Genomic DNA, 26,206 nt, shown 5'->3' with positions numbered 1-26,206 from the left:
CGGATGCCGGATCCGCGCGGGACGGGGTGCTCGTAGCGTTCCCGGCGACCCGGTACCCGCCGGGCGGTGCTGCACCGCCCGGATGACGAGAGTGTGGCCCGCTGTGACAGACGCCCGTCCTACCCGCGACGGTCCACCTCGCCCGGAGTACGGGCACGCCCTGGAGTTCGGTGTCCGGCTACCCGTCGGACCCGCCCCGGAGCCGACGGTCCGGCTCGCCCGCACGGCCGAGGAGCTGGGGCTCGACCTCGTCGTCGTGCCCGATCGCCCGGACCGCCCCGAAGCGGAGGCGTGGACGCTGCTGTCCTGGATCGCCGCCGTCACCGGCACGGTCCGGATCGGCACCGACGGGCACGACGGCACCGCGCGGAACCCGGCGGTGCTCGCCCGGGCGGCCGCAGGCCTCGACCACCTCAGCGGGGGCCGGGTCGAGCTCGGGATCACGGTGGGGGAACCCGGGCACGACGGGGCCGAGACGCTCGACGTCGTCGCCGAGCTGTGGAACGTGCTCGACCGCGGGCTCGCGCGCGTCGACGATCCGCGCCACCGGCTCGCCGGGGCGCAGAAGGCGGCGCCCGCGCACGACGTGCCGATCACGGTGAGTGGCCCGGACCCGCGCGACCCGGACCTGGCGCGGCTGGCGGGCACCCGCGCCGACGGGTGGTCGGTGCCCCTGACCGGCGCCGATGACCTCACCGCGGGCCGGCTCCTCGTCGACGCGGCCGCCCGGGACGCCGGGCGCGACCCTCGGGAGATCCGCCGGTGGGTGACCGTTCCCGCCGTGAGTGGTGACGGCTGGGCGGCCATGCTGCTGGAGCTCGTCCTCGACCAGGGGGTGGGGACGATCGTGCTCGACCTCGCCGCCGACGATCCCGCGACCTTGACCCGGTTCGCCCGCGAGATCGTCCCGGCGGTGCGGGCGGGTGCCGATGCGACGCTCTCGCACGGCGCGGCCGGGGTGCGCGTGCGGCGCTCGGCGGCGCTCGCCCGGCGCAGCCCCGGCATCGACTACGACGGCGTCCCTGCCGGGCTGGCCGAGGTCGTCGAACCCGGCGACCTCGCCTACGCGCGTCTGCGCGGGGGATACCTGCGTGGCGGTTCACCGGCCATCGTGCTGCGGGCGGCGACCGCCGAACAGGTCGTCGACGCCCTGGCGTTCGCCCGCCGGCACCCCGACCTGCCGCTGTCCCGGCGCAGCGCGGGGCACGGGCTGTCCGGGCGTTCCACCAACGACGGCGGCATCGTGGTCGACGTGTCGCCGATGAACACCATCGAGGTGCTCGACGAGACGTCGCGCCGGGTCCGGATCGGACCGGGAGCCCGCTGGACCGACGTCGCGAACGCCCTCGCCCCGTACGGCTGGGCGATCAGCTCGGGCGACTACGGCGGCGTCGGCGTCGGGGGGCTGGCCACCGCCGGCGGCATCGGCTACCTGGCCCGCGGCCACGGACTGACGATCGACCGGCTGCGAGCGGTGGAGCTGGTGCTCGCCGACGGGTCGGTCGTGCGGTGCAGCGATGCGGAGAACCCGGACCTGTTCTGGGCGGTCCGCGGTGCCGGGGCCAACTTCGGGATCGTGACCGCGTTCGAGTTCTCCGCCGACGCGGTCGGCCCGGTGGCGTTGGCCGCGCTCACCCAGATCGTCCGGGACACCACGCGCTACCTGGTGGAGTGGGGCCGGGTGGTCGAGGAGTCCCCGCGCGACCTCACCAGCTTCCTCATCCTGCCACCGCCGCGCGCCAGACAGCCCGCGGTGGCGCTCACCCGCACCGTCGTCGACTCACCGGACCCGGACACCGTGCTCGCCAGGCTGCAGCCGCTGGCCGCGCTCAGCCCGATGTACGAGCAAGAGGTGGCCATCACCTCCTACGCCGACATCATGGCGAACGCGAGCGACGACGCACCGGTCTCGCGCGGCGAGCCGGTCTCCCGCAGCGGGCTCGTCCACCACCTCACGCCGGAGTTCGCGGCCGTCGCGAGTCGGGTGCTCCGCAGCGGTGCCGTGCACTGGTTCCAGCTGCGTTCCGTGGGCGGTGCGGTCGCCGACGTCGACCCGGACGCCACGGCCTACCCGCACCGGAGGTCGAACTTCTCGCTCGTCGTCATGGGCAGCGATCCCGCCGCCGTCGACGCGCAGTGGGCGTTGCTCGCGCCGTTCCTCGACGGGCTCTACCTCAGCTTCGAGACGAGCCTGGCGCCGGAGCGGATCGAGCGGGCCTGGCCGCCGCGGACCCTCGCCCGGCTGCGGGCGCTCAAGGCGACCTACGACCCGGACGGCGTCTTCGACGACAACTTCTCCCTCACCCCGGAAGCGAGTCCCCGATGACCGACTACGGCCACGAGCTGACCTTCGGCTGCTTCGTCACGCCGGTCGCACAGCCCCCGATGCGTCCCGTCGAGCTCGCGCTCGTCGCCGAACGCGCCGGGTTGGACCTCGTCACCTACCAGGACCATCCGTACCAGGCGGCGTTCACCGACACCTGGACGCTCATGTCGTTCGTCGCCGCCCGCACGGAGCGGATCCGGATCTGCGGCAACGTGCTCAACCTGCCGCTGCGCCCGCCCGCGGTGCTGGCCCGCGCCGCTGCGGGCCTGGACCTGCTCAGCGGCGGTCGCGTCGAGATGGGCCTCGGCGCCGGCGCGTTCTGGGACGCCATCGCCGCCATGGGCGGGCCCCGGCTCGAACCCGGCCAGGCCGTCCGCGCGATCGAGGAGGCCATCGCGATCATGCGGGGGATCTGGGCGGTCGACGAGCCCGGCCGGCTGCGCGTCGACGGCGAGTTCCACCAGGTCGACGGCGCGAAACGCGGCCCCGCCCCGGCCCACCCGATCCCGATCCGGATCGGGGCGCTCAAGCCCCGGATGCTGCGGCTGACCGGACGGCTCGCCGACGGGTGGCTGCCGTCACTGACGTACCTGCCCGACGGGCCGGCGTCGCTGACGGCGATGAATGCGCACATCGACGAGGGTGCCACCGGGGCGGGCCGCGACCCGGCCGCGGTGACCCGCTACCTCAACATCGGCGGACAGTTCGTCGGCGCCGGTGGCGGGCTCTTCGACGGGCCGCCGGAGCAGTGGGCCGAGCAGATCGCGGACATCGCCCTGACCCACGGGACGTCCGGTTTCGTCCTCGTCTCCGACGAGCCGGGCGCGCTCGAGCTGTTCGGCCGGGAGGTCGCTCCGCGCGCCCGCGAGCTCGTCGCCGCCGAGCGGAAGGGCTGAACCGGTCCGAAACTTGACCATGCCGTAGCGGCATGGCGTTCGCTCGGATCGGATCACCTGATCTGACGTCACTCGACCGTCCACACGGAGGAACACGACATGACCGCGACGTTCGAGCACAAGGTGCTCAAGTTCGGCTGGGGCTGGAAGGGCTTCGACTACGCCGCCATGGAGCGGGAGCTCAACGAGCTCGGGGCCCAGGGATGGGAGACCGTCGGGACGATCGTGCCCAGCGTGGGGGCGGGGCAGTCGATCGAGATCGGGGTGGTGCTGAAGCGGACGGTGGGCTGAGGGGTCCCACCGTGCGCGGAAGGGCCGGCCGGCGCCGACCGGGCGCCGACCGGCTCCGATCGATCCTCCGGTGGTACCTCCCCGAGCTCGAGAAGATCAGCAGAGCCGAACGCACCAGAACGTCGGAGGAGCAAGGAATGAATTCGGTCGAGAGTGTCATCACCGCGCATCTGAATGCCTGGAACGGGCCGGCCGGCAGCGACCGGGACGAGTTGATCGCGGAGTTCTATGCGTCGGACGTGTTCGTCGGCGAGCCAGGAGCCGCGTACAAGGGGCACGTCGGAATGTCAGAGGCGATCACCGCCCTCCAGGCGCAACTCCCGGGCGCCGTGATCAGCCGCTCAGGGCCGGTTCAGACGGCGCAGGATCTGGTCACGTACAGCTGGACCCTCGGGGTCGAGGGTCGAGCGCCGAGCGCGTCCGGCCGCGACGTGCTCGTCGTGCGGGACGGCAAGATCACGAGCCTGTACGTGCTGATCGACAGCCCGTGAGGTCCTCCGAGCTCTGGGACGTCGTCCAGCCCTACGTCGAGGCGGATCAGACCGTCAGCGACAACCCGATGGTCTGACCGGGTTATTGACGTCCCACGTCGTGCCCCGCCGTCGCGACACCTTCGATGGTGTCGGCTCCTCCGGGCTGTCCCGAGGAACTGCGGCGGCCGCCGAGGTGCTCGGCGAGGTGCCGTTCGATGGCGCGGTGCAGCAGGATCTGGTTCTCCGGGTTCTCGAAGCCGTGGCCCTCGTCGTCGGCGACGAGGTACTCCACCGGCACCCCGCGCTCGCGCAGCGGCGCGACGATGTTGTCCGACTCGGCCTGCACGACGCGGACGTCGTTGGCGCCCTGCGCGACGAGCAGCGGTGTGGTGATCCGGTCGACCATGGTGATCGGCGAGCGCCGCCGCATGTCGGCCAGCTGCGCCGGGTCGTCGGGGTCGCCGACGTAGCGGATCCAGTTGTTGGTCATGTTCGCGCGGACGAACGGGGGCAGCGTGGCCAGGAAGTTGGCCAGGTCGGAGATGCCGACGTAGTCGACGGCCGCGGCGAACTCCTCCGGGGTGACGGTGACGCCGACGAGCGCGGCGTAGCCGCCGTAGGAGCCTCCGGCGATGGCGAGGCGCTCCGGGTCGGCGTAGCCGTGCGCGACGGCCCAGTCGACGGCGTCGATGAGGTCGTCGTGCATCTTCTGGGCGAACTCACCGATGGCCGCGGTGATGTGCCGGCGCCCGTACCCGGTGGAGCCGCGGAAGTTGACCTGGAGCACGGCGTAGCCGCGGTTGGCGAGGAACTGGACCGACCGGTTGTGTCCCCAGGTGTCGTGCATCCACGGTCCGCCGTGCACCAGCAGCACCAGCGGCAGGTTCTCCGGCGCGACGCCGACGGGCAGGGTCAGGAACCCGTGCAGCGGGAGGCCGTCGCGGGCCGGCAGGTCGACCGCGGTCATCGGCGCGAGGTCCGCCGGATCGACGCGCGGGTTGCCGCGGAACAGCGGGCGGCTCTCCCCGGTGGCGTGGTCGTAGAACCAGGTCGCGCCCGGCTCCCGGTCGTGGACGAAGGAGGCGATCCAGCGCTGCTCGCCCAGGTCGGAGGTCACGGTGTCCAGCACGCCGTCGGAGAGCTTCTCCAGCGCAGCCTGGACCTCGGCGAAGTGCGGGTCGAGCGGCACGATGTGGGGGCGGTCGCCGGTGAAGCGGGCGGCGATGACCTCGCCGGTGCGCCGGCTGACGAAGACGGTCGGCGGCAGGGTGTCGGAGGCTGCGCTGAGGGTGTCCAGGCTGTGCCCGTCCACGGCGGCGACCACCGTCTGTTCGCCGGTCCCGCGGTCGATGCGCAGCAGCCGCAGGTCGTCCCCATCCTGGTAGTCGGCGATCAGCGCGCCGGTGCCGTCCGGGGTCGGGAGCACGAACACACCCATCGGGTGTTCCGGGCCGCCTGCGCGGTGCAGGAGCTGCTTCTCACCGGTGTCGGGGTCGGCGGCGGAGATCTCGTAGGTGCCGTCGGTGTCCTGGGCCACGTACCAGCTCGCACGGCCGGTCCGGTCGAGGAGGAACGTCTCGGACGGATCGGTCCGCTCCACCAGCGGCGTGGTCTCGCCGGTGGCGACGTCGATCCGGAACACGTCGACGAACAGCGGGCGGGGGTTCATCCAGGCGATGACGGTGCCGGGCACCGTGGTCTCCGGGTCGACGGCGAACACGCGGGACCCGGCGGCCAGCGGCGTCAGGTCGACGGCGGGGGAGCCCGGCGCCCCGACGTCGACGCGGTACAGGTGCCAGTCCTCGTTGCCGTCGGTGTCCTGCAGGTAGAGCACGAAACGGGGGTCATCGGTCCAGTAGTAGGTGGTGATCCCGCGTCGGCTGTCGGACGTGACGGGGACGGCGTCGCAGTGGTCCTGGTCGATGCCGCGCACCCAGACGTTGCGCCTCCCGCCGTGCGGTGCCAGGTAGGCCACCCGGGTACCGTCCGGGGAGATCGACGCGGACGCGAATTCCGGGTCGGCGAAGAAGGTCTCGACGTCGATCAGCGCCGGTCGCTGGCCGTTCGGTCGTCCGGTCGTGGTCACGCTGCACCCCGCTCGATTCCGCTGCACGTTCCGACAGCGATGCAACACCATGCCGTCGGGGCACACTCAAATCCGACGCTCCGGCGTCACCGTGACGCGACATGGCAAAGGAACGAGACGCGCGTGCGAAACCCTGTTCCCGACTACCTGCACGAGATCCTCGACAGCCTGCGCGACGACCGGGCCGGCGCCGTGGCCGACTACATCCCGCAGCTCGCCGACGCCGACCCGGACGTCCTGGGCGTCGCGTTGACGATCCCGAACGGGCGGACCTACTCGGTGGGCGACGACCGGGTCGAGTTCTCCATCCAGTCGATCTCGAAACCGTTCGCCTACGCGGCGGCGCTGATCGACCGCGGCGTCGACGCCGTCGAGGCGACCGTGGGTGTGGAGCCCTCCGGTGAGGCGTTCGACGAACTGTCGTTGGAAGGCGGCACGCACCGCCCGAAGAACCCGATGATCAATGCCGGTGCGCTCGCGGTCCACCACCTCCTGGCCGGCGACGGGGCGACGGCCCAGGACCGGGTGACCCGCATCGTCGGGTTCCTCTCCGAGCTCGCCGGCCGCGTCCTGACCGTGGACGAGGAGGTCTACCGCTCCGAGATCGAGACCGCCGACCGCAACCTCGCGATCGTGCACATGCTGCGCAACTACGGTGTCGTCTCCGACAGCGCACACGCCGTCGTGGACGGCTACACGCGACAGTGCGCGGTGCGGGTCACCGTCCGGGACCTCGCCGTCATGGGCGCCACACTGGCCAACGCCGGCGTCCAGCCCGTCACCGGCAACCGGGTCGTTCCCGCCGCCGTCGCGCGGCGGACGCTGGCGGTGATGGCCGGCTGCGGCATGTACGACGCCGCAGGCGACTGGCTGGTCCGGGTCGGCATCCCCGCCAAGAGCGGCGTGGCCGGCGGCCTGATGGGCGCACTGCCGGGCCAGCTCGGCCTCGGCACGGTCTCGCCCCGCCTGGACACGCACGGGAACAGCGTGCGTGGAGTCGCGATCTGCGAACGCCTCTCCCGCGACATGGGGATGCACCTGATGGAGGCCGAACCCCACGGGAACACCGCCGTCCGCGGGGCCACGGTCGAGGGCGACACCACCGTCTACGAGATCCAGGGAGCCATCCACTTCCCCGGCGCCGACGCGATCCTCGACCGTCTGTCCGGCGATGCGATCAGCACGTCCACGGTGACGCTGGACCTCACACGCGTCGACCGGTTCAGCGACGTCGGCCGCCGCATGGTCCTCGAAGCACTGCGCCGCCTGACGGTCGACGGCCACACCACCACGCTCGTCGACCCCGACACCGTCCTCCCCGATCCGGATCTCGGCGACGGCACGTACCCGGTGGTGCGCACCGAACGCTGATGCCACGGTCCAGGGCTGCTCAGCTCGCCAGCCGGTCGGCGACGGTCACGACGCGGGTGGCGAGGTGGTGCAGGGCGGCGATGTCGGTGTCGCGCAGTGGGGCGTCGTTGTTCGCGCCGGTGACGTGCGAGGCGCCGTAGGGGTTGCCGTCGACGAACTTCGTGGGGTCGGTGTAGCCCGGCGCCACGACGATCCCGCCGAAGTGGTGCATCGTGTTGTACAGCGCGAGCAGCGTCGACTCCTGGCCGCCGTGCAACGTCTGGCTGGCGGTGAACCCGGCGTAGACCTTGTCGGCGAGCAGGCCCTGGCCCCACTGCGGGCCGAGGGAGTCGATGAAGGTCTTCAGCTGCCCGGCGATGTTGCCGTAGCGGGTGGGGGAGCCGAACAGGACGGCGTTCGCCCACACGATGTCGTCGGGCTCGGCGCCCGGGGTCTCCGGCGCAGCCTCGGCGTGCGCGGCCTGGGCGTCGGTGGCGTCGCGCTCACCGGTGGTGGTCCGGCGGGCGACCCGGCGCACACGGACCTCGGCGCCGGCCTTCTCGCCGGCTTCGGCGGCGTGCTGCGCCATCGTGTCGAGGGTGCCGGTCGCGGAGTAGTAGACGATCGCGAGCTTGACGGTGCTCACAGTTCCTCCTGAGGAGCGTTCTCGTGCGTGGAGTGGAGATGCGGGCCCGTCGCCGTCGTGATCACGCCCACCGGCGGGGGTCGTCCTCCAGCGCGGGGCGGTCCCATTTCCCGAGGTCCGCGGCGGCTTCGTAGGTGGTGTGGAGGAACTCGGCGACCGCGCGGTCGGGGTCGGGTGCGGCGCGGGCGACCTCGTAGGGCAGCAGGAACTGCTGGAACTCGGCGCTGTAATAGGCGCCTTCAGGCCGGATCGGGTGGTCGGCGAACCCGTCGGGTGCGGGGTAGGCGTAGGAGTAGAAAGCGCCTTCCTCACCGCCGCCGGGCCAGAACCCGCAGCTGGACAGTTCCCGGGAGTAGCCCTCGACCATGACCCAGTCCCCGCAGTTGGGCACTCCGCCGGGGTGCGGCGGAGCGGACCGCCCGGAGAAGCGGGTGCAGGCGAGGTCCAGGCCTCCCCAGAAGAAGTGCACGGGGCTGACCTTGCCGACGAAGTGCGAGCGGAACTCACCGATCACCCGGTTGGCCTGCAGCAGCTGTCGCCAGAACAGGGCGGCCGCCTCGCCGTCGTAGGAGGCGTGGGTGTGGTCCTCGGCGAAGGGGATCGCCGGGTCGACCTCGTTGGGGTGCGGCCGGATCGGTGCCTCGATGCCGAGCTGGTGCAGCATGTCCAGGATCCGGGTGTAGAACTCGGCGACGGGCATCGGCCGGAGCGGGAGGCTGCGCGCGCCGCCGTCGCTGCTGCGGATCTCGAGCTGGTGGCCGAGGAAGTCGAACTCGATCTCGAAGGCTCCCGCGCGGTGCGGGATGGTCGATGTCGTCAGCCCGCGCGGGCTGACGTACAGGGTCACCTGCCACCAGTGGTTGAGCAGCGGCGCGCGGGCCATGCGGATCTTGCCCACGATCTGGGTCCACATGTGCAGGGTGTCGCGGGTGTCGGTCCAGTCCGAGACCCGCAGGCTCGGCCAGCTCGTCGACAGTGATGTCATCGGTCTCATGTCCTTTGTGGGGGTAGGAGCGCCGTCAGTCCGTGACCTTGCTGGCGGCCCGGTACTCGAGATGGGCGAGTTCGGGGTGGCGTGCCAGCCAGCCGGCGATGAACGGACACACCGCGAGCACCCGGAGCCCTTCCGCCTGCGCCGATGCGATCCCTTCGCGGGCCAGCGATGAGCCGACCCCACGCCCTTCGAAGGCGGGATCGACTTCGGTGTGCACGAAGGCGAGAAGCTCCGAGGTGCGTGCGTACTGGGCGAAACCGGCCAAGGCCTCACCGTCGCGAGCCTCGAACCGGTTCGCAGAGCGGTTGTCGGTGACGACGATCATGTGACGTCCTCCTGGTAGTCGGCTGTCGCGCCCGATCAGCGGTACTCCGGGTTGGCGTGTCCGGGTCGTGGTCGACGACTCACGCACCGAGTGTCGGGCGCCGCGGCCCCCGCCGGATCGGTCGGTCAATCGGCCGATCGTCGTGATCGGCGACGGGGGCTGGTCATCGGTGCTCACTTCCTGTCGCGGTGCGACGGGAGGTGGTGGTCGTCGGTGCACTGCGCGCGCTCGTGCGACAGCGCCGGGTGGCGGTGCGGAGGGCCTCGGCGCTGCGGAGCAGCGCCGCGTGTTCGTCCTCGGTCATGCGGGGGTGGTGCATCCGCTCGACGCCGTGTCGGCCCAGCACGCTGACGAGCGACAGCGTCACCCCGTGGTCGGGGTGGTACGCGGCGACCGGGAGGGCGGCGTGCTCGTCACGCAGCACCGCCTCGGCCAGGCGGGCGGTGACGGCGCCGATGCCGTACTGGCTGGCACCGGTGCCCTCGATGATGTCGATGTTGGCGAAGCGGATCTCGTTCTCCACCTGCTCGCGGACCTCGTCGAGGTCGTGGCCGTGCTCGGCGAGCAGGTCGGTCGCGCTGAGGCCGGCGACGGTGGCCGAGGACCACAGCAGTACCTCGGAGGTGCCGTGCTCGCCGACGACGAGCGCGTCGACGTCGCTGGGACGGACCCCGAGCCGGCGGGCGAGGTGGACCCGGAAACGCAGGCTGTCGATCAGGGTGCCCGTCGAGAACACGCGATCGTGTCCCACCAACTCGCGGGTGAGGTCGGCGAGCGGATCGGGAGGATCGGTGACCACCATGACCACCGCGTCGGGAGCGTGCTCGACGATGCGGGGGACGACGTCGCGGTAGACCGCGGCGTTGGTGTCGAGCAACCGCAGCCTGCCCTCGGGGTCGGACCGGTCGGTCGCCCCGCCGGTCCGCTCGTTGGCGCCGGCCGTGACGACGACGAGGTCGGTCCCGGCCAGCTGCGCGTAGTCGCCCGCGAAGACATCGACAGTGGGAGACAGCGGGGCGCCGTAGGACATGTCCAGTGCGACGCCGCGGGCGCGCTCGGTGTTCTTGTCCACCAGCACGATCTGCCGGCAGGAGCCGCGCTGGATCATGGCCAGGGTCGCGGCCGCGCCGACGGCACCGGCACCGACGACTCCGACCCGTCCTCCTGACGGGGCGGCACCGGATCGGTGATCGGCCACGTCAGCGGTACTCGGGGTTGGCGTAGTCGGGGTGGCAACCGGCGTCCCATGCCGAGCGCTGGTTCCCGTAGGCCGGGATCCCGCCCGCGCGTCGGAGCATCGACGCGAGGTGGAGCAGGTTGTAGGTCATGAACGCGATGTTGCGGTTGGTGAAGTCGTTCTCCGGGCCGCCGGAGCCTTCGTCGAGGTAGGAGGGGCCGGGGCCGACCTCGCCGAGCCACCCGGCGTCGGCCTGGGGCGGAACGGTGAACCCGATGTGTTGCAGGCTGAACAGGATGCTCATCGCGCAGTGCTTGAGGCCGTCCTCGTTGCCGGTGAGCAGGGCGCCGCCGACGCGCCCGTAGTAGGCGTACTGGCCGTTTTCGTTGAGCACGCCGGAGTAGCCGTAGAGCCGTTCGATCACCCGTCGGGTCACCGAGCTGTTGTCGCCGAGCCAGATCGACCCGGCGATGACCAGGATGTCGGCGTCGAGGACCCGGGTCAGCAGTGCGGGCCACTCGTCGGTGTCCCACCCGTGCTCGGTCATGTCGGGGCGGACGCCGGTGGCGATGTCGTGGTCGACGGCGCGGAACTGGTCCACGACGACCCCGTTCCCCTTCATGATCGCGACGCTGCGGTCGATCACACCCTGGGTGTGGCTGCGGTCCGGCGAGCGGTTGAGGGTGCAGTTGATGTACATCGCGCGCAGCCCGGTGAAGTCGGGCTTCTCGGCCACGGTTGCCATGGGTCCCCTTCTCGGGCACGTCGGTGCGTGCGCAGTGGCGCACGCACCGAGTGTCGAGTGCCGCGGACCCCGGCGGATCGGCCGGTGAATCCGTCACCAGGAGCCTCGGTGCCTGAGCGCCGAGCCACTGGTGTCGGTTCGGGGCTCAGGCTGCGGCCGCCGTGCGGCCGGAGATCGTCGCGGCGAGTGCGCGAGCACGGTCGTGGGCGTCGGTCATGGATGCCTCGTGCTTCGGGAGCAGCGCGGCCAGCGCCGGCGCGTGGGGGGCCATGGTCAGCTCGGGGATCACGGTGGTGACGTCCATGCCGAGCATGTCCTCGTGGCCGAGCAGCGCGTCGAGGACGGGTACGACGTAGTCGAAGCCGTGCCTGGGCGCGCCGGGGGCGTAGCTGCCGCCCCGAGCCGAGATCACCGCGGCGGGACGTCCGGCGACGGGGGAGGAGCCTCCGATGGTGCGGCCGAAGACGAGGATCTGGTCGAGCCACGCCTTGAACGCCGAGGGCAGCGTCAGGTTGTACATCGGCACCGTGAAGAGATAGGCGCCCGCGCCGAGGAGTTCCTCGATCAGCGTGTCCTGCAACGCGGCTGCGGCAGCCTGCTCGTCGGTGTACCGGGTGGGGTCGGTGTCGCGTGCGGTGACGCCGGCCGCGCTGATGTGGGGCACGGCCGCGGCGGCGAGGTCGCGGTGAACGACCTCGCCGTCCCAGCCTTCGAGGAAGGACTGGGCGACCTGGCGGGAGACCGAGGCCTCGCCGAGCGAGGAGGAGTCGATGTGCAGCAGGTAAGACATGGGTTGGTTCCTTTCGGAGTCGCTTGAGAGCGCTCTCGGGTGGACCGGAGAGCGGGCTGTGGTCGCGGATCGGTGGTGGTTCCCCCGCGGGGTGTTACATACTGGTAGTGCGGTTGCACACAGATGAGAGGTATCGAGATGGCGTCAGCGCGACAGATCAGCGGTCCGTGTCAGGCGTGGCCCGAGGACAGCGCCTTCATCCGTGAGGTGCTCGACCGCATCGGCGACAAGTGGACGATGCTGGTCGTCAGCACCCTGAGCGCCGGCTCGCTGCGCTACTCCGACGTGCAGGCGAGCATCCCGGGGATCTCCCAGCGGATGCTGACCCAGACGCTCAAGCATCTCGAGCGTGACGGCCTGATCACCCGGACCGCGTACGCCGAGGTCCCGCCGCGGGTGGAGTACGAGCTCACGGACCTGGGTCGGTCGCTGAAGGACGCGGTGATGGCGATGGCCGGTTGGGCCGCCGCCCACCACAGTGAGATCGCCGGCAACCGGGCCGCCAGCGACGTGACCGGGATCGGCCGGGGCAGGGTCGCGGTCAGCGCGTCGGCCGGCTGAGGTGTCGATGTGGCACACCCCGGTCTCGGGCTCGCACCACCCGTCGGCGGGGGCCGCCACGGCCTGAAGTCCGTCGGGCTGCGTTGCCTGCTCAGCCATCTGCCTTCCTCACCTCACTGGTAGTGCGTAACACCATCATGAGTGAGTAAGGAAGGGTTTACAAAAGGCACTTTCACGTGCGTAGGCATCGCCCGGCAGGCGCTACACCCCGTACCGCGCCTGCTCGCGCGAGCCGGCGCACCGGTGGACGCGGATTAATCATGCGCCCTTGACAAACACTTTCGCTCGCTGCGACTCTCGGCGCACCAGTCATCACAGAAGGAGCCGAGAGTGGCCGAACCAAGGACAGGGACGTCCTCCCGTCGGCAGTTGCTCGCGCTGGGCGGACCGATCGTCATCGCAGGCGGGTCTGCAGTCGTGGCGGGTCCCCGTTCTCGGGTCGTCCCCGCGTGACGACGACCGTCAAACGTCCTGGAAGGCAGCGGGCCAAGCCGACCAGCGGGAACTCGCATCAGCGCCGTCGCGCGCCGTTGTGGCATCGGCTCGTGCGGGACCGCACCGTGCTGCTGCTGGCGCTGCCAGGGGTCGCGGTCATCGTCGTCTTCCAGTACGTCGCCCTCGGCGGCAATGTCATCGCATTCCAGGACTTCCAGCCCTACCTCGGTATCGACCGATCGCTGTGGGTGGGATTCGAGAACTTCTCGGTCCTGTTCAACGGGGACCCCGAGTTCTTGCAGGCAATGCGGAACACGCTCTTGATCACTGCGCTGCAGACGGTTTTCGTGTTCCCCGCGCCGATCGTGCTGGCGCTGCTGCTCAACAGTCTGGTCTCGGACAGGATGAAGCAGGTCGTGCAGTCCGTGCTGTACCTGCCGCACTTCCTTTCCTGGGTCATCGTGGTGGCGATCTTCCAGCAGATGCTCGGCGGCGCCGGTATGCTCAACAACTGGCTCCGGTCGCACGGCTGGGACACCATCGACATCATCGGGAACCCCGACGCCTTCTACGCGCTCATCACCTCCCAGGTCATCTGGAAGGACACGGGCTGGGCGACGATCCTGTTCCTCGCGGTGCTCTCGCAGATCGACCGCTCGCTCTACGAGGCATCTGCGATCGACGGCGCCACTCGCATGCGGCAGATCTGGCACGTGACGCTTCCCGGGATGCGGCCGATCATCATCCTGCTGTTGATCCTCAAGCTCGGCGACTCGCTGTCGGTCGGCTTCGAGCAGCTCATCCTGCAACAGCAAGCGGTCGGGTTGGGTGTCGCGCAGGTGCTCGACACCTACGTCTACAACAACGGAATCGTCGGCGGCGCCTGGGGTGTCTCCGCCGCCGTCGGGCTCGTCAAGGGCCTGGTGGGTCTCGTGCTCGTACTGGTGGCGAACAAGGTCGCCCACATCTTCGGCGAGGAAGGGGTGTACCGGGCATGAGTGCGACTGGGACCGCATCGGCCGATACCAGGCTCGACCGCACGCGCCGCAGGCGCCACAAGAGTCCTCTCATCGATGGCGTCCCGCGTCCCGGTCCCGTCGAGACCGTCGTCAAGGTGATCGTGCTCGGTATCGCCTGCCTCCTGGTGGTGCTGCCGTTCGTCGGCATCATCTCGACATCGCTCGCAACTCCCGAGCAGGTCATCAAGGCCGGCGGGTTCGTGCTGATCCCCGAGGGCATCGACTTCACCGCATACCGCTCGATCTTCATCGGCGGCGTCGTCACCCGAGCACTGCTCGTCAGCGTCTTCGTGACAGGAGTGGGCACGCTCGTCAGCCTCACCCTGACGGCAATGCTCGGCTGGGCGCTCAGTCGACGCGGCAGCATCGGTAACCGGCAACTGCTGCTGCTGGTACTGGTGACCTTGCTGTTCAGCCCCGGCATCATTCCCAGCTACCTGGTCGTCCAACAGCTCGGGCTGCTCGACAGCCTGTGGTCACTGATCATTCCGACTGCGGTCTCGGCCTTCAACGTCATCGTGGTGCGGGCATTCTTCGTAGGACTGCCGCAGGAGGTCATGGACAGCGCCCGCATCGACGGTGCGGGAGAGTGGCAGACCTTCCGCTACATGGGGCTGCCGCTGGCCAGGCCCGTGCTGGCTGTCGTCGGTCTCTTCTACGGCGTGAGCTACTGGAACGCGTTCTTCAACGCCATGCTCTACATCTCCGACTCCTCGAAATGGCCGCTGCAGCTGGTGCTGCGCACCTACGTGGTGGACGGGAACCAGATCGGCGCGCAGGCCCTCGGAACGGATACGGCACTGCCGCCGCAGACGTCGCTGCAAATGGCGATCCTGGTCATCTCGATCGTGCCGGTGCTCATCGTCTACCCCTTCCTGCAGCGGCATTTCGCCAAGGGCATGCTCACCGGCGCCGTCAAGGGCTGACCGGCACCCGGACATCCCACTGATCGCCCAGCGGCTACGACTCGACGAGGAGCAATCGCATGTCCCACCCCCTGATCGGCCGACGGCGTCTGTTGCAGGGCTCGCTCGGCATGGGCGCACTCGCCGCGCTCGGCCTCACCGGCTGCAGCAACGAGGGCCGGGGGGCCATCGGCTCGCAGGCGGCGAACAACGCCGTCGTGCTGCCCACCTACATCCCCTATGCGGGGTTCGTGCCTGATCTCAAGGGCGAGAACGGCGTCAGCGACACCGTGCTGCGGTACCCGGCGAACCCCGCCGCAGTGACGACAGGACCGCCCGGAGACGGAGCGGATGTCGCTGTCTTCGCCCTGACCAACACGCCGGTTCCGCCGGGCATGGATCAGAACACGTTCTGGCAGGAGCTGAACGCCCGGCTCGGTTTCACCCTGTCGGTCGCGCTGGTGCCGAGCGGCGACTTCGCCGAACGATTCCAGACGACGGTCGCGGGCAACCAGCTCCCGGATCTGTTCACGTACTTCCCCTCCGGAGTTCCCGGGCTGCCGTCGTTGCTGCGTGAGCGGGCAGCCGATCTCACCGACCTGCTCAGCGGCGACGCCGTTGCGAACTATCCCTTCCTCGCCAACATCCCCACCGAGAGCTGGCGCTCCGCCGTCTACGGGGGCCGCATCTACGGCGTCCCGATCGCACGTGGTCCGCAGAGCAGCCCGGCTCTCTACCGGCGGGATGACGTGCTCGAGGCACGCGGAATGGTCGGCGACGGGGGCAGCTGGGACGACCTGCGGGCGATCTTCGGCGAGCTGACGGGCGGCAACACCTGGGCGTTGTCGAACGTCCCCATGCAGCTGATCCGCCAGGCTCACGGCATCGCCAACACCTGGGAGGTCGGCCCCGGCGGCGCGCTCCGGAGCACGAACGAGGACGAGCGACAGCTGGAGGCGCTGGAGCAGGGCCGCAGGCTCGTGGCCGACGGGCTGGTGCACCCGGACACGACGTCGTCGGACAACCAGCAGCGTCAGGCCTGGGTCGTCGGTGGCACGACGAGCTTCTTCGAGGGCACCTTCGCCGCCTGGGCGACGCTGGCCAACCTGCCGACCGCGGGCGACATGCGGCTCGGCATCGTGGTGCCTCCCGCGATCGGCGGCGGTGGGGTCGCGCCCATCTGGCTCGGACCGGCGACGCACAACCTGACCGGTATCAGCATCGACTCGGCAGACCGGGCGGCTGCGCTGCTCGACGTGCTCAACTACCTGGCAGCACCTTTCGGGAGTGCGGAGCACATGTTCAAGAACTACGGCCTCGAGGGCGTGCACCACACGCTCGTCGAGGGCGACCCCGTGCTCACCGACAAGGGCCAGAGGGAAACGCAGCTCGGCCTCAAGTACATCGGTGAAGGTCCGTGGGTGAACTACGTGCCGGGAAAGCCGGACGTGGCGCAGGCGCAGTTCGACGCACAGTCGGCCGTGGTCCCGACGGCGATCCCCAATCCGGCGTCGACCCTTTTCAGCGAGACCGAGTCCCGCAAGGGATCCCAGATCAACAGCGCGCTCGACAGCGTGCAGGTCGACATCCTGCAGGCCCGCGCGCCGGTCTCGGCGTGGACCGAAGCCGTGCAGCGGTGGAAGCGCGACGGCGGCGACCAGATGCGCGACGAGCTTTCCCAGGCCTACGAGCAGAGCGAGGGCTGAGTATGCGCCGGCCGAACGTCGTCGTCGTGCACTGGCACGACCTCGGGACACACCTGCGGGCCTACGGGTACGACGTGGATGCGCCGCACACCGACGCGCTCGCGGAGCAGTCCACCGTGTTCGAGCGCTGCTTCAGCACCAGCCCGTTGTGCAGCCCGGCGCGCGGCGCGCTGTGGACCGGCCGCTACCCGCACAGCAACGGCCTCCAGGGGCTGACGCACCGCGGCTGGGAGTACGGCGAGGGCGAGCGGACGCTGCCGATGCACCTCGGTGACGCCGGGTACCGCACGGTGCTCATCGGCCTCCAGCACGAGTCGCGCGACCGTGGCCGTCCGGGTTTCGACGAGCACGTGGTCTGCGCGAGCAACCGCGCGGGCGACGTTGCCGAGGCCGCGGCCCGGTGGCTCGACGCACGAGAGGCCGACGGTGACCCGTTCCTGCTGGTCTGCGGCATGCTCGAGGTGCACCGGGACTGGCCGGCGCAGCGGTACCCGCCCGGCTCGCCCGACGCCGTCGACGTTCCCCGGTACCTGCCGGACAACGAGCACACGCGCGAGGACATCGCCGCGTTCGGCGGTGCGATCACCGTCGCGGACCGGGGGCTCGGGATCATCCTGGACGCGCTCCGGCGCAACGGGCTCGACGACGACACGATCCTCGTCTTCACCACGGATCACGGCGCGCCGTTCCCCCGCGCGAAGGGCACGTTGTACGACCCGGGGGTGCACGTGGCGCTCATGGTGCGGATGCCGACCCGCCTCGGCCCTGTCGGGCCGCGACGAGAGCCGGGACTGGTGAGCCACGTCGACCTGGTGCCGACCCTGCTCGAGCTGCTGGGGGTCGCGTTGCCCGGCGACGTGCAGGGGGTGAGTTTCGCGGCCACCCTGCGGGACGGCGCCGCGCCGACACGTCGCGAGGTGTTCCTCGAGAAGACCTACCACGCCGACTACGACCCGATCCGGGCCATCCGGACCGAGTCCCACAAGTACATCCACAACTTCGAGCCGCGCCCGTTGCTCGCGCTCCCGCCCGACCTCGAGGCCTCGCCCACGCGCCGGGGAATGGGCGACGCGCATCTGGCTCCGCGTCCGCAGGAGGAGTTGTACGACCTCGTGGCCGATCCAGGGGAAACGACCAACCTCGTCGACGACCCCGGCTCGGCCGAGGTGGCCGGCGACCTCCGCGAGCGGCTGGACGCGTTCATGATCGCGACGAACGACGCCTTGCGCCACGGCCCCGTGCCGGTTCCGGTCAGCGACGCGCCCGCACTCGCAGCCGACCGAACGGCGTGAGGGGATGACGACGGGGCGGCGCAAGCGGGTCGGGCTCGTGGGTTGTGGCGAGGTCGCCGGCTACGGCCATCTGCCGGTTCTCCTGAGAGCGGAGCGGCTCGACCTGGTCGGCGTGTGCGACGTGTCGACCGATCGGCTCGCGGCGGCGCCGGTACCGGCGGAAGTCGCGCGCTGTACGTCGTTGGAAGAGATGCCCGAGCTCGACGCGCTCGTCGTCACCTCGCCCGCCGGGGTGCACGCGGAGAACGTCGGGTGGGCGGCGCGACGCGGTGTCCCGGTGCTGTGCGAGAAGCCGATCGCCGTGGACGAGGCGACAGGGGCCGCGATGGTGGAGCAGACGGAGGCAGCGGGTGTCCCGCTGTGGGTCGCCTTCACCTATCGGTTCTCGCCGGTGGCGCGGCGGATCCACGAGCTCGTGGCGACCGGGGCGGTGGGCGAGGTGCGCGCGCTGCGGATGGTCTTCCTGTGGGACCTGCACGGTGCGTTCCAGGACCGGGTGGCCCGGACCGGCGTGAACCAGCGGCGGCTCGGGCGGATGCTCGAGGGCGGCCCGCTGGTGGACTGCGGCGTGCACCAGATCGACCTCGCGCGCTGGTGGCTCGGCAGCGACCTGCAGGTCGACCACGCAACCGGCATCTGGTTCGACGAGATCGACGGCGTGGACGCGCCCGAGCACGTGACGACGCACCTGTCGGGCGGTGGCGCCCGTGTGCTGGTCGACATCAGCTTCGCCTACGGTCACCGCTCGCCGTCGAGGCTCCCGACCTTCGCCTACGAGGTCATTGGTACCGACGGCGTCATCCGCTACCGACGCGAGGAGCGTGACTTCGTGCTCATCGACGGTGACGGTAGGCACGAGCTCGCCTGGGCGCACGAGAAGTCGTTCGAGGGGATGTACGCGGAGCTGGCCGCAGCGCTCCACGGTGAGGAGCATGTGCTCCCGACCGGGCGCGACGGGCTCGCGGCGACACAACTCGCCCTCGACGCAACGACCCGGGCGGTCGCGGCGCGGTGAGGAGTTGTCGGCCCCACGCCTGCTCCCGCAGCCGGGGTCGGCGGCTGAACCACGCTGCCCGCCGCGGGCAGGCGATCCGGCCTGTCTACGATTCGGCGGCGTGATCGTGGAGCCGTCGTGTTGTCGTCGTGGCTGATCTGGGCGGTCGGGGGCGTCGTGATCCTCGCCGCCGGGTTCGGCGTCGCGCTGGTGCCGAGGCTGCGGGCCCGGGCGTCCGGCCGGGAGGTCGCGTGGTCGACCGCGCGGGCGGCGATCGAGAGTGCGGCGGTGAGCCGCGACGCGTGCGCCGATCCGCCGGCTGCGGCCGAGGAGGCGCTGGCCAGGGCGGAGGCGATCGCCGCCAACGGTGGCGGCGCCCGTGCGGCGCGGACCGCGACCGAACACGCCAGGCGGGCCGACCGGCTGTGGCGGAGGGCCGCCGGTGAATGACCGCGTGTTCCGCAGGTCGCTGATCACCCAGTTCGTGCGCTTCGTGCTCGCCGGCGTCGCGATCGTCTGCGTCGTCTTCTTCGTCGACGCCCAGGGCCGGGGTGCGGATGTCACCTACGGATCCCCCGCCTCGTCCGAGCAACCCGAGAACACGCCGCCCGAAGTGCCGACGGTCAGCCTGCCGTCGGCCGCGGAGATGGCGGCGATGCTGGACGCGGAGCCGGTCGTCCGGCTGCCCGGCGCCATCGCCGCGTGGGACGCGGAGCGGGTGCGGCAGGCGGCCGAGGGCCACGACGTCCGGATCATCGCCACCCCGCCCGGGCTCACCAAGGAGCAGCGGGTGGCGCTCGCAGAAGTCGACTCCGAAGTCGGCCTTGCGTTCGAGGACCGCGGAATCGAGGACGACGAGGAACCGATCGTCTTCACGATCGACGGAACCCGGGTGTCGGGCAGCATCTACGAGGTTGCCGCGAGCACGCTCGACGAGTGGCGGGCGCAGTTCGGCCGCAACGACGTCACCGTGCCGCTGGTCACGCTGATCAACGAGCTGGCCGGGTCGGGCGACGAGCCGATCGAAGGACCCGCGGACGAGCGGCGGGAACCCACCGCTGCCGAACTCGAGGTCGTCGCGACGCCGTTGCGCGCCACCGGCCGGTTCGTCGCGCCCGGGGCGTCGCTGACCGACGTGCCGGCCGACGCCTCGGCCGAGGCGTTCGGGGGTGTACCCGCGATGTACGCCGCGTTCCCCGTCCAGCCGGTCGGGGAGCAGGTGCCCGACTACGGCCCCGCGCTCACGCGGCTGTTCCCGGGGACACCGATCGTCGTCCTGTACGGCTCGTGGATCGAGTACCACGGCCCGCACGCCGCCGAATTCGCCGATGTCGCCGCGGCCGGGTACTACTCGCAGTTCGGAGGCGTACTCGGCAGGGGCCACTACCCCCAGGACAACGTGCTGCGCCTGTACCTGGGGCAGATCGCCGACGTCCGCTACGCGGGGCTGTTCGACCGGCCGCTGCCCTACACGCCGTTCGACCCGCTCTCCGTCACGCTGCCCGCCCTCCCCTGGATCTTCGCGGGCTGCGCGGCACTCCTGCTCGCGCTATCCGCCCGGCCCCTGCTGCGCCGCAACGCGGGCAGAACGCTGGGCACGGCAGCCCGGCTGGGCGGGCTGAGCGCGCTGGCCGTCGAGGTCTCCGGGCTCACCGATCGGGCCGAGGACCCGGCGCTCGCCCGCGCGATCGTCCACCTGCAGGCCGCACGCGACGCCGTCGCGAAGGCACTGCCCGACAGGCACGTCCACAGGTTGCTCGACGCCGCCGACGCGGAACTCGACCGGATCGGCCGGGCCGTCCCGTTCCAGGGCTACCGGCCCGCCGACTACCTCCGGAGGCAGCGGGCGTGAAACGGATCATGCTGCAACTGGGGACCTGGTTCGGACTCGGCATCGTGGCCTGCCTGCTGCTGGCGATCTGGGCGCTGTGGACCGCAGGCCCGTTCGAGGGCCCCGCCGCGCAGACGGTGCGCACGACGTCGATCTACGTCGCGCCGGGGATCGAACTCGACACCGCGGCCGCCGAGCAGATCATCGGCAACCGGCGGCTCGTCGTCCTCATGTTGGAGTCCGGTGCCGACCTGAGCGCGGCGTGCGACGGGCTGGGCAACGCGGCGGCGGGCACCCTGGTGCTGGCGATGGCCCGCGAGGACGACGAGTTCGACACCTACGGCTGCGGCTTCCTCGCAGGCGGGGAGATCGACGAGGAGGGCTTCGGCGGCCGGGCGGTCGCCGAGACCAGGATCGGCTCCGGGCTCGACGGGTTCGTCGACCGGCCGCTGGACGCGCTGAAGGTCGTCGTCATCAACTACGACCAGCTGGTCGATCTCGATGTCCTGCCTCCCGACGCCCGCACCTTCAGCCCGTCCCTGCCGCGATACCTGATCGCGGCCGCCGCGATCACCGCGGTCGTCGGCGGCGCACTCGCGTTGTTCCTCGTGGCGCAACGGGCAGGCGGCCGGGCGGCGGTGCGCAGCATCCACCGCGAGGAGTCCGACGACAGCCGCGCCGTGCTGAGCGCCGAGATGGCGCTGGTCGCGCGACAGATCATCGACATCGACGGGCTGCCCGGACACCGGCGCGCCGCACAACACGCCCGCCTCGCCGTCACCTACTCCACGCTGCTCGACGAGATCACGAGCGCCGACCGTGAGGGTCGTGGCGACTACGAGGACTTCACCGCCCGCGCCAAGACGCTGTCGGGGAAGCTGCGCGGCTTGGAGTAGGGCGCCGTGCTCGTCGGCACCGGGGCGATCCCGGCGGCGGGCCCCACCGTCGGCCTCGGGCTCGCTGTCGATCTGCGCCACGTCCGATCACGGAGGTGGCGGCGCAGTTCGGTCGAAGCGGGCCGCAGCCCCTGCGGGAGCTCTCACCGCGCGTCGCGGTGGCCGCCGAGCACGACATGGGTGACGTCCTTGTCGACGCATCCTCGCCCCGCTCGCCGAGCTACGCAGGGCCTGCCGGGGCGCAACGCCCTCATGCCGGCGGGTCCCGGAACCCGTCGACGGCGACGACGGCCTCGCCGGTGAGCGTCGTACGGCCGTCCTGTGCGGTCACGACCAGGTCGATCCTGGCCCTCCGCTCTCCGGCCTCGTCCAGGTACTCGGTCACCGTGCCGCGGCAGGTGATCAGGTCGTGGACGTGCGTGATCGAGACGAAACGTGCCCGGAAGGAGCGCAGGCACGCCATCCCGGACCACCGGGTGACCACGCGGGACAGCACGCCGAAGGAGAGCATCCCGTGGGCGAACACGTCGGGCAGCCCTGCCTCCCTTGCGAAGTCGATGTCGATGTGGACCGGGTCGTGGTCACCCGAGACGCCGGCGTAGAGCGCCAGCAGGGTGCGTGAGAACGGTCCGAAGGTCAGGGCCGGCAGCACGGTGCCGGGCGCGGGCTCACTCACCGGTCCAGCCGGTGTAGAAGGGTCCGCCTGGCACGGACGAGCACTCCGCGGTCGTCGTGGTGGATGGTCGATTCCAGGACGACGAACTCCAAGAGGCCCCCGCGCTTGTCGTAGAAGTCCACGACCGTGGTGCCGACCGACACCTCGTCCCCCGCGTAGACGGGGCCCTCGTAGGTGTGGTGCTGCTCCCCGTGGAGCAGGCGGCGGAAGTCGCAGCCGATCACTTCCGTCGGGTTCGGCACGCCCTGTCTGCTGCGCTCCTCGTGCGCCAGCATCTCGACCACCATGGGGAACGACGGCGGAGCGACTACGTCCGGATGGCCCTTTGCGCGGGCCGCGGCGACGTCCGTGCAGACGGGATCCGTCTCGCCGAGCAGCCGGGCGAAGCTCAGGACCCGCCCGCGTTCGACCCGGACGGTCACCGGTGCGGCCGAGAAACCCTTCGTCTCCCGCCGGAAGATGCCCCGGGGCCGTGCCGTCGCCGCGGCGCCGTCGCCGCTCACGACGCCACCGTCGACCGGTCGTGCTCGGCGTGGCCCGCGCGGCGTCCGAAGACGAACGAGGACCCGTCGTACGCCCGGGACCCCGGACCGAGGTCGACGCCCGAGCGGTCGCGCAGCAGCAGGGTGCAGGTGAGGCTCACGGCGACGATGCCGACGACGTACCACCCGACCGAGTACAGCGAGCCGGTCCCGGTGTAGAGGGCGGTGGCGATCATCGGTGCGAAGGCGCCGCCGAAGATCGAGCCGAAGGCGTACGCGAGGGCGACTCCGGAGTAGCGGATCTCGGCCGGGAACTGCTCGGCCAGGTAGGCGGCCAGCGGCCCCGAGTTGATCATTACGGCCCACATGTACGCCGTGACGCCCACGAAGAGCACGACGACGCTGCCGCTGTCCATCGCGAGCAGCAGCGGGAACGTCGTGGCGGCCAGGGCGATCCAGCCGATCACGAAGGTGGTCCGGCGCCCGATCCGGTCGGAGACCACGGCTGCGAAGTGCAGCACGACGAGCCACGACAGCCCTGACAGCGTCACCACCAGCAGCACGGTGGTCCTGGAGAGCTGTCCGGGGTGTCCGGGGGAGGTCAGGTAGTTCTGCAGGAAGCCGCCCGCCACGATGTACGACGCGGCGCTGTTGGCTGCGAACGCGAGCGCAGCCACGATGACCAGCGCAGGTCGGGTGCGGAACAGCACTCCGACCGGCGCCTTGCGCACCTGGCCTCCACGGGACATCTCGACGAAGGTCGGGGACTCCTCGACGCGACGGCGGATGAAGTAGCCGACGAAGACCAACACGGCGCTGAACAGGAACGGAACCCGCCATCCCCAGCTCAGGAACGCCTCGTCGTCGGGCGCCACGACCGTCATCAATGCGAAGCATCCGGTGGCGAGGATCAGCCCGAGCGGGGCGCCTTGCTGCGGTGCGGATCCATAGCGTGCCCGGCGGTCGGCGGGTGCCGATTCGACGGCCATGAGCGCGGCTCCGCCCCATTCGGCACCGGCGGACAATCCTTGCACGATGCGTAGCAGCAGGAGCAGTGCGGGGGCGGCGACGCCGATCGCCGCCGGAGTGGGGAGGATTCCGATGAGCGTCGTCGCGCCGCCCATCAGGAACAGGCTGACCACCAGCACCTGCCGTCGGCCCACCTTGTCGCCGTAGTGACCGGCGATCACGGCGCCCAGCGGCCGGAACAGGAAGCTGATCCCGATCGTCGCCAACGACACCAGCAATCCCGCCGACGGGCCCAGCGCTGCGAAGAAGACCGGGCCGAAGACGAGTGCGGCGGCCTGGGCGTAGATGAAGAAGTCGAACCATTCGATCGTCGTGCCGACGCCCGTGGCGAGCACGACACGGCGCTGTTGTCGCCGCCGATCCGCAGGTGCGGTCCCGGTGTTTTCCATCAAGGAACTCCTTCGGTCCTCGGCGCTTTCATCGCAGAAAGAAAGTGTCACGCCGAATCAGCGTGAGAAAGTCAACCACGGATCCTTGTCCGCAACAAGCATCGATGCCGGCATGGCTGCGATAAGCAGCAGGTATTGGTCGCGATCGCCCACGGCCGGTTACGGTCGAGCCTCGCCGAGGAGCGCAGAACCCGTCGCCCCGGCGGTGCGTCCACCGGAAAGGACCTCGTATGGCTGCCGAAATCCCGGCCGAGATCACCGCCGAGGGCGGGCTGCCGCCGGTCGACGTCGAGACGATGCCTGGGCCGGTGGGCGACGCGCTGCGCGCCGCGCCCGCGCGGCTGCACATCATCGCCATGATGGCGCACGCGGAAACGTGCGTGCTCCCGCAGCTCGGCCTCGGGCGCGCCGTCATGACGGCGCAGTCACTCCCACCTCTGCGGCGCGAGCTGCTGATCCTGCTCGCGGCCCGGATGGACGGCGCCCAGTACGTGTGGTCGCAGCACCGCCGGATCGCCGAAGGCCTCGGCGCCACCCCCGCTATGGTGGCGGCCGTCGAGACGCTTCAGCTGTGCTCCGGGGAGTTCGACGAGTCCGACCGCGCCCTGCTGGCCTTCGGGAGGCAGGTGATCCGCGGTGGCCCGGTCGAGGACCAGGTCCTCGAGCGCGTCGCGTGCCATCTCACGGCACAGGAGATCGTCGAGGCGATCCTCGCGATCGGCTATTACATGACGATGAATCGGATCACATTGGCCACCCGCACGCCGCTGGAGCCGGGTGCGGCCGACGCGGCGATGCGGGCCGGCCGGTCCTAGGAGGAATCATGCCCTCGGAGGCAACGGAAATGGAATCCTTCCACCGCTGGTCGATCGGCGCCGCGCAGATCACCCGCGTGCTCGAGATGCCGCCCGTTCGAGCGGATCCGGCGAGGTTCATCCAAGCCGACCGGGCGGACGTCCTCGCATACCGTGAGTGGTTGGTCCCGGACTTCGCCGACGAGAACGGCGATATTCTGCTGAATTTCCAGGCGTTCGTCGTGCAGATCCGGGGTGTGCGAATCCTGGTGGACCCGTGCATCGGCAACGACAAGCAGCGCGGCTACGAAGCGCTCCACATGCTCGACGGGCCCTTCCTGGAGCGGCTGGAGGCGGCCGGTTGTCCGCGGGAGAGCGTGGACTACGTCGTCTGCACGCACCTGCACGCCGACCACTGCGGCTGGAACACCATGCTGGTCGACGGGGTGTGGACGCCCACCTTCCCCCGGGCGCAGTACCTGTTCACTCACGCCGAGTACGAGAACCTGCTGGCCGACGAGCGCGGTGACGCCCCTGCCGTGCTTGCCGACTCCGTGCAACCCGTCGTCGACGCCGGTCTCGCCCGGTTCGTCGACCCGGGGCACGTCGTCGTCGAAGGGGTGCGTCTCGAGGCGGCATCCGGGCACACACCTGGGCACTGCGCGGTTGTCATCTCGTCCGACGGCCAGGAGGCGGTGATCACCGGCGATGCCCTGCACCACCCCGTGCAGGTGGCGATCCCGCACGTCGGGGACAACTTCTGCTGGGATCGGGAACGGGCCGCGGCCACGCGACGGCTACTGCTGCAGCAGGTGTCGGACCGCGGGACCCTGCTGCTGGGATCGCATTTCTCCGGTCCCACCGGCGTCTTCCTGGAGCCCGACGGCGACGCCTGGCGGGTGGAAGCCCCTCAGGTGCGCGCCGCACGGAACGTGCGTCGATAGGTCGGCGGGGACACGCCGATGCGCGCCATCGTCGAGCTCGCCGAGCAGGGGAGGCTCCGCGTCCACGTCGATGCGGCCTTCCCGCTCGCGGAGGCCTCCGGCGCACATGCCCTCGGCGAGACCGGGCGCACCGCCGGAAAATCGTCCTGATCAC

Annotated in this window: 27 protein-coding genes; 17 read left to right on the top strand and 10 right to left on the bottom strand. The window is 70.8% G+C overall.

The window, feature by feature from the left end:
* Nucleotides 1-103 precede the first annotated feature (103 nt).
* From CFP66_RS00820 to CFP66_RS47770, 4 genes are all read left to right on the top strand, one after another.
* Nucleotides 104-2,326 carry an LLM class flavin-dependent oxidoreductase gene (locus tag CFP66_RS00820; protein ID WP_198961188.1) on the top strand — a complete coding sequence of 741 codons (2,223 nt, stop codon included), beginning with the start codon at nt 104-106 and terminating at the stop codon, nt 2,324-2,326.
* Nucleotides 2,323-3,222, top strand: coding sequence for an LLM class flavin-dependent oxidoreductase (locus CFP66_RS00815; RefSeq protein WP_094919832.1), 900 nt, complete (start codon nt 2,323-2,325; stop codon nt 3,220-3,222). The genes CFP66_RS00820 and CFP66_RS00815 overlap by 4 nt, the downstream gene beginning before the upstream one ends.
* 99 nt (nt 3,223-3,321) lie before the next feature.
* Nucleotides 3,322-3,513: a DUF4177 domain-containing protein gene (locus CFP66_RS00810; RefSeq protein WP_094919831.1), complete on the top strand. Its 192-nt coding sequence runs from the start codon at nt 3,322-3,324 to the stop codon at nt 3,511-3,513.
* A 137-nt stretch (nt 3,514-3,650) separates the two neighbouring features.
* A complete protein-coding gene (locus CFP66_RS47770) occupies nt 3,651-4,004 on the top strand; it encodes a nuclear transport factor 2 family protein (protein WP_158227992.1) in 354 nt (117 codons plus the stop codon).
* A gap of 82 nt (nt 4,005-4,086) precedes the next feature.
* Here the strand turns inward: CFP66_RS47770 and CFP66_RS00800 are convergent, their stop codons facing one another.
* Nucleotides 4,087-6,072, bottom strand: a complete 1,986-nt coding sequence (locus CFP66_RS00800; protein ID WP_233159031.1) for a S9 family peptidase — start codon at nt 6,070-6,072, stop codon at nt 4,087-4,089.
* 123 nt (nt 6,073-6,195) lie between these two features.
* Between CFP66_RS00800 and CFP66_RS00795 the strand changes: the two genes are divergently transcribed.
* Nucleotides 6,196-7,443 (top strand): glutaminase, encoded by a 1,248-nt coding sequence (locus CFP66_RS00795; RefSeq protein WP_094919828.1) that lies wholly within the window; start codon nt 6,196-6,198, stop codon nt 7,441-7,443.
* A gap of 19 nt (nt 7,444-7,462) precedes the next feature.
* On the opposite strand, the gene CFP66_RS00790 is transcribed toward CFP66_RS00795, so the two are convergent.
* The 6 genes from CFP66_RS00790 to CFP66_RS00765 all read right to left on the bottom strand — a co-directional run bounded on the left by CFP66_RS00790 (nt 7,463) and on the right by CFP66_RS00765 (nt 12,099).
* Nucleotides 7,463-8,068 (bottom strand): flavodoxin family protein, encoded by a 606-nt coding sequence (locus CFP66_RS00790; protein ID WP_094919827.1) that lies wholly within the window; start codon nt 8,066-8,068, stop codon nt 7,463-7,465.
* Between the two features lie 61 nt (nt 8,069-8,129).
* Nucleotides 8,130-9,053: a DUF5996 family protein gene (locus tag CFP66_RS00785; RefSeq protein ID WP_094919826.1), complete on the bottom strand. Its 924-nt coding sequence runs from the start codon at nt 9,051-9,053 to the stop codon at nt 8,130-8,132.
* Between the two features lie 34 nt (nt 9,054-9,087).
* Nucleotides 9,088-9,387, bottom strand: coding sequence for a GNAT family N-acetyltransferase (locus tag CFP66_RS00780; protein ID WP_094919825.1), 300 nt, complete (start codon nt 9,385-9,387; stop codon nt 9,088-9,090).
* Nucleotides 9,388-9,550: 163 nt separating this feature from the next.
* The gene (locus tag CFP66_RS00775) at nt 9,551-10,585 is read right to left on the bottom strand and encodes a hypothetical protein (RefSeq protein ID WP_198961187.1); all 1,035 of its coding nucleotides are present in this window, start codon (nt 10,583-10,585) and stop codon (nt 9,551-9,553) included.
* Nucleotide 10,586: 1 nt separating this feature from the next.
* Complete coding sequence (locus CFP66_RS00770; RefSeq protein WP_094919824.1) at nt 10,587-11,309, bottom strand: flavodoxin family protein; 723 nt, start codon at nt 11,307-11,309, stop codon at nt 10,587-10,589.
* A gap of 145 nt (nt 11,310-11,454) precedes the next feature.
* Nucleotides 11,455-12,099 (bottom strand): FMN-dependent NADH-azoreductase, encoded by a 645-nt coding sequence (locus tag CFP66_RS00765; RefSeq protein WP_094919823.1) that lies wholly within the window; start codon nt 12,097-12,099, stop codon nt 11,455-11,457.
* Between the two features lie 138 nt (nt 12,100-12,237).
* On the opposite strand from CFP66_RS00765, the gene CFP66_RS00760 reads away from it, so the two are divergent.
* The 9 genes from CFP66_RS00760 (at nt 12,238) to CFP66_RS00720 (ending at nt 21,738) form a co-directional block, all read left to right on the top strand.
* Entirely contained in the window at nt 12,238-12,660 is a 423-nt protein-coding gene (locus CFP66_RS00760; protein WP_094919822.1) for a helix-turn-helix domain-containing protein, read from the top strand.
* Nucleotides 12,661-13,205: 545 nt separating this feature from the next.
* Nucleotides 13,206-14,093, top strand: coding sequence for a sugar ABC transporter permease (locus CFP66_RS00755; RefSeq protein WP_094919821.1), 888 nt, complete (start codon nt 13,206-13,208; stop codon nt 14,091-14,093).
* A 116-nt stretch (nt 14,094-14,209) separates the two neighbouring features.
* On the top strand, nt 14,210-15,040 hold the full coding sequence (locus CFP66_RS00750) for a carbohydrate ABC transporter permease (protein WP_198961185.1): 831 nt from the start codon (nt 14,210-14,212) through the stop codon (nt 15,038-15,040).
* 59 nt (nt 15,041-15,099) lie between these two features.
* Complete coding sequence (locus tag CFP66_RS00745) at nt 15,100-16,725, top strand: extracellular solute-binding protein (protein WP_094919819.1); 1,626 nt, start codon at nt 15,100-15,102, stop codon at nt 16,723-16,725.
* A gap of 2 nt (nt 16,726-16,727) precedes the next feature.
* Nucleotides 16,728-18,017, top strand: coding sequence for a sulfatase (locus tag CFP66_RS00740; RefSeq protein ID WP_094919818.1), 1,290 nt, complete (start codon nt 16,728-16,730; stop codon nt 18,015-18,017).
* A gap of 4 nt (nt 18,018-18,021) precedes the next feature.
* Complete coding sequence (locus CFP66_RS00735; protein WP_094919817.1) at nt 18,022-19,032, top strand: Gfo/Idh/MocA family protein; 1,011 nt, start codon at nt 18,022-18,024, stop codon at nt 19,030-19,032.
* 117 nt (nt 19,033-19,149) lie between these two features.
* Nucleotides 19,150-19,461, top strand: coding sequence for a DUF6403 family protein (locus CFP66_RS00730; protein ID WP_094919816.1), 312 nt, complete (start codon nt 19,150-19,152; stop codon nt 19,459-19,461).
* Nucleotides 19,454-20,863, top strand: coding sequence for a hypothetical protein (locus CFP66_RS00725; RefSeq protein WP_198961184.1), 1,410 nt, complete (start codon nt 19,454-19,456; stop codon nt 20,861-20,863). Before CFP66_RS00730 ends, CFP66_RS00725 begins: the two co-directional genes overlap by 8 nt.
* The gene (locus CFP66_RS00720; protein ID WP_094919815.1) at nt 20,860-21,738 is read left to right on the top strand and encodes a hypothetical protein; all 879 of its coding nucleotides are present in this window, start codon (nt 20,860-20,862) and stop codon (nt 21,736-21,738) included. The genes CFP66_RS00725 and CFP66_RS00720 overlap by 4 nt, the downstream gene beginning before the upstream one ends.
* A gap of 250 nt (nt 21,739-21,988) precedes the next feature.
* Here the strand turns inward: CFP66_RS00720 and CFP66_RS00715 are convergent, their stop codons facing one another.
* From CFP66_RS00715 to CFP66_RS00705, 3 genes are read right to left on the bottom strand one after another with little or no spacing between them, the layout of a single operon-like run.
* The gene (locus CFP66_RS00715; protein ID WP_094919814.1) at nt 21,989-22,414 is read right to left on the bottom strand and encodes a MaoC/PaaZ C-terminal domain-containing protein; all 426 of its coding nucleotides are present in this window, start codon (nt 22,412-22,414) and stop codon (nt 21,989-21,991) included.
* Nucleotides 22,411-22,917, bottom strand: coding sequence for a MaoC family dehydratase N-terminal domain-containing protein (locus CFP66_RS00710; protein WP_158227991.1), 507 nt, complete (start codon nt 22,915-22,917; stop codon nt 22,411-22,413). The genes CFP66_RS00715 and CFP66_RS00710 overlap by 4 nt, the downstream gene beginning before the upstream one ends.
* Nucleotides 22,914-24,314 carry an MFS transporter gene (locus CFP66_RS00705; protein WP_094919812.1) on the bottom strand — a complete coding sequence of 467 codons (1,401 nt, stop codon included), beginning with the start codon at nt 24,312-24,314 and terminating at the stop codon, nt 22,914-22,916. Before CFP66_RS00705 ends, CFP66_RS00710 begins: the two co-directional genes overlap by 4 nt.
* A 230-nt stretch (nt 24,315-24,544) precedes the next feature.
* Here CFP66_RS00705 and CFP66_RS46930 point away from each other — a divergent pair, with 230 nt between their 5' ends.
* From CFP66_RS46930 to CFP66_RS00695, 3 genes are read left to right on the top strand one after another with little or no spacing between them, the layout of a single operon-like run.
* The gene (locus CFP66_RS46930; protein WP_143517069.1) at nt 24,545-25,129 is read left to right on the top strand and encodes a carboxymuconolactone decarboxylase family protein; all 585 of its coding nucleotides are present in this window, start codon (nt 24,545-24,547) and stop codon (nt 25,127-25,129) included.
* An 8-nt stretch (nt 25,130-25,137) separates the two neighbouring features.
* The gene (locus CFP66_RS46925) at nt 25,138-26,052 is read left to right on the top strand and encodes an MBL fold metallo-hydrolase (RefSeq protein WP_143517068.1); all 915 of its coding nucleotides are present in this window, start codon (nt 25,138-25,140) and stop codon (nt 26,050-26,052) included.
* 18 nt (nt 26,053-26,070) lie between these two features.
* A complete protein-coding gene (locus CFP66_RS00695; protein ID WP_094919811.1) occupies nt 26,071-26,202 on the top strand; it encodes a zinc-binding dehydrogenase in 132 nt (43 codons plus the stop codon).
* Nucleotides 26,203-26,206 lie beyond the last annotated feature (4 nt).

Source organism: Pseudonocardia sp. MH-G8, assembly GCF_002262885.1.
Taxonomy (GTDB): domain Bacteria; phylum Actinomycetota; class Actinomycetes; order Mycobacteriales; family Pseudonocardiaceae; genus Pseudonocardia.
Note: the sequence above shows the minus strand (reverse complement) of the source record. Positions and strands in the feature narration are given on the sequence as shown.

What these genes read in the sequence shown, in the direction of transcription:
- CFP66_RS46925 (WP_143517068.1), top strand. Translation starts at nt 25,138, where the DNA reads ATGCCCTCGGAGGCAACGGAAATGGAATCCTTCCACCGCTGGTCGATC.
- CFP66_RS00745 (WP_094919819.1), top strand. Translation starts at nt 15,100, where the DNA reads ATGTCCCACCCCCTGATCGGCCGACGGCGTCTGTTGCAGGGCTCGCTC.
- CFP66_RS00810 (WP_094919831.1), top strand. Translation starts at nt 3,322, where the DNA reads ATGACCGCGACGTTCGAGCACAAGGTGCTCAAGTTCGGCTGGGGCTGG.
- CFP66_RS00765 (WP_094919823.1), bottom strand. Translation starts at nt 12,099, where the DNA reads ATGTCTTACCTGCTGCACATCGACTCCTCCTCGCTCGGCGAGGCCTCG.
- CFP66_RS00735 (WP_094919817.1), top strand. Translation starts at nt 18,022, where the DNA reads ATGACGACGGGGCGGCGCAAGCGGGTCGGGCTCGTGGGTTGTGGCGAG.
- CFP66_RS00695 (WP_094919811.1), top strand. Translation starts at nt 26,071, where the DNA reads ATGCGCGCCATCGTCGAGCTCGCCGAGCAGGGGAGGCTCCGCGTCCAC.
- CFP66_RS47770 (WP_158227992.1), top strand. Translation starts at nt 3,651, where the DNA reads ATGAATTCGGTCGAGAGTGTCATCACCGCGCATCTGAATGCCTGGAAC.
- CFP66_RS00740 (WP_094919818.1), top strand. Translation starts at nt 16,728, where the DNA reads ATGCGCCGGCCGAACGTCGTCGTCGTGCACTGGCACGACCTCGGGACA.
- CFP66_RS00815 (WP_094919832.1), top strand. Translation starts at nt 2,323, where the DNA reads ATGACCGACTACGGCCACGAGCTGACCTTCGGCTGCTTCGTCACGCCG.
- CFP66_RS00785 (WP_094919826.1), bottom strand. Translation starts at nt 9,053, where the DNA reads ATGACATCACTGTCGACGAGCTGGCCGAGCCTGCGGGTCTCGGACTGG.
- CFP66_RS00760 (WP_094919822.1), top strand. Translation starts at nt 12,238, where the DNA reads ATGGCGTCAGCGCGACAGATCAGCGGTCCGTGTCAGGCGTGGCCCGAG.
- CFP66_RS00770 (WP_094919824.1), bottom strand. Translation starts at nt 11,309, where the DNA reads ATGGCAACCGTGGCCGAGAAGCCCGACTTCACCGGGCTGCGCGCGATG.
- CFP66_RS00780 (WP_094919825.1), bottom strand. Translation starts at nt 9,387, where the DNA reads ATGATCGTCGTCACCGACAACCGCTCTGCGAACCGGTTCGAGGCTCGC.
- CFP66_RS46930 (WP_143517069.1), top strand. Translation starts at nt 24,545, where the DNA reads ATGGCTGCCGAAATCCCGGCCGAGATCACCGCCGAGGGCGGGCTGCCG.
- CFP66_RS00705 (WP_094919812.1), bottom strand. Translation starts at nt 24,314, where the DNA reads ATGGAAAACACCGGGACCGCACCTGCGGATCGGCGGCGACAACAGCGC.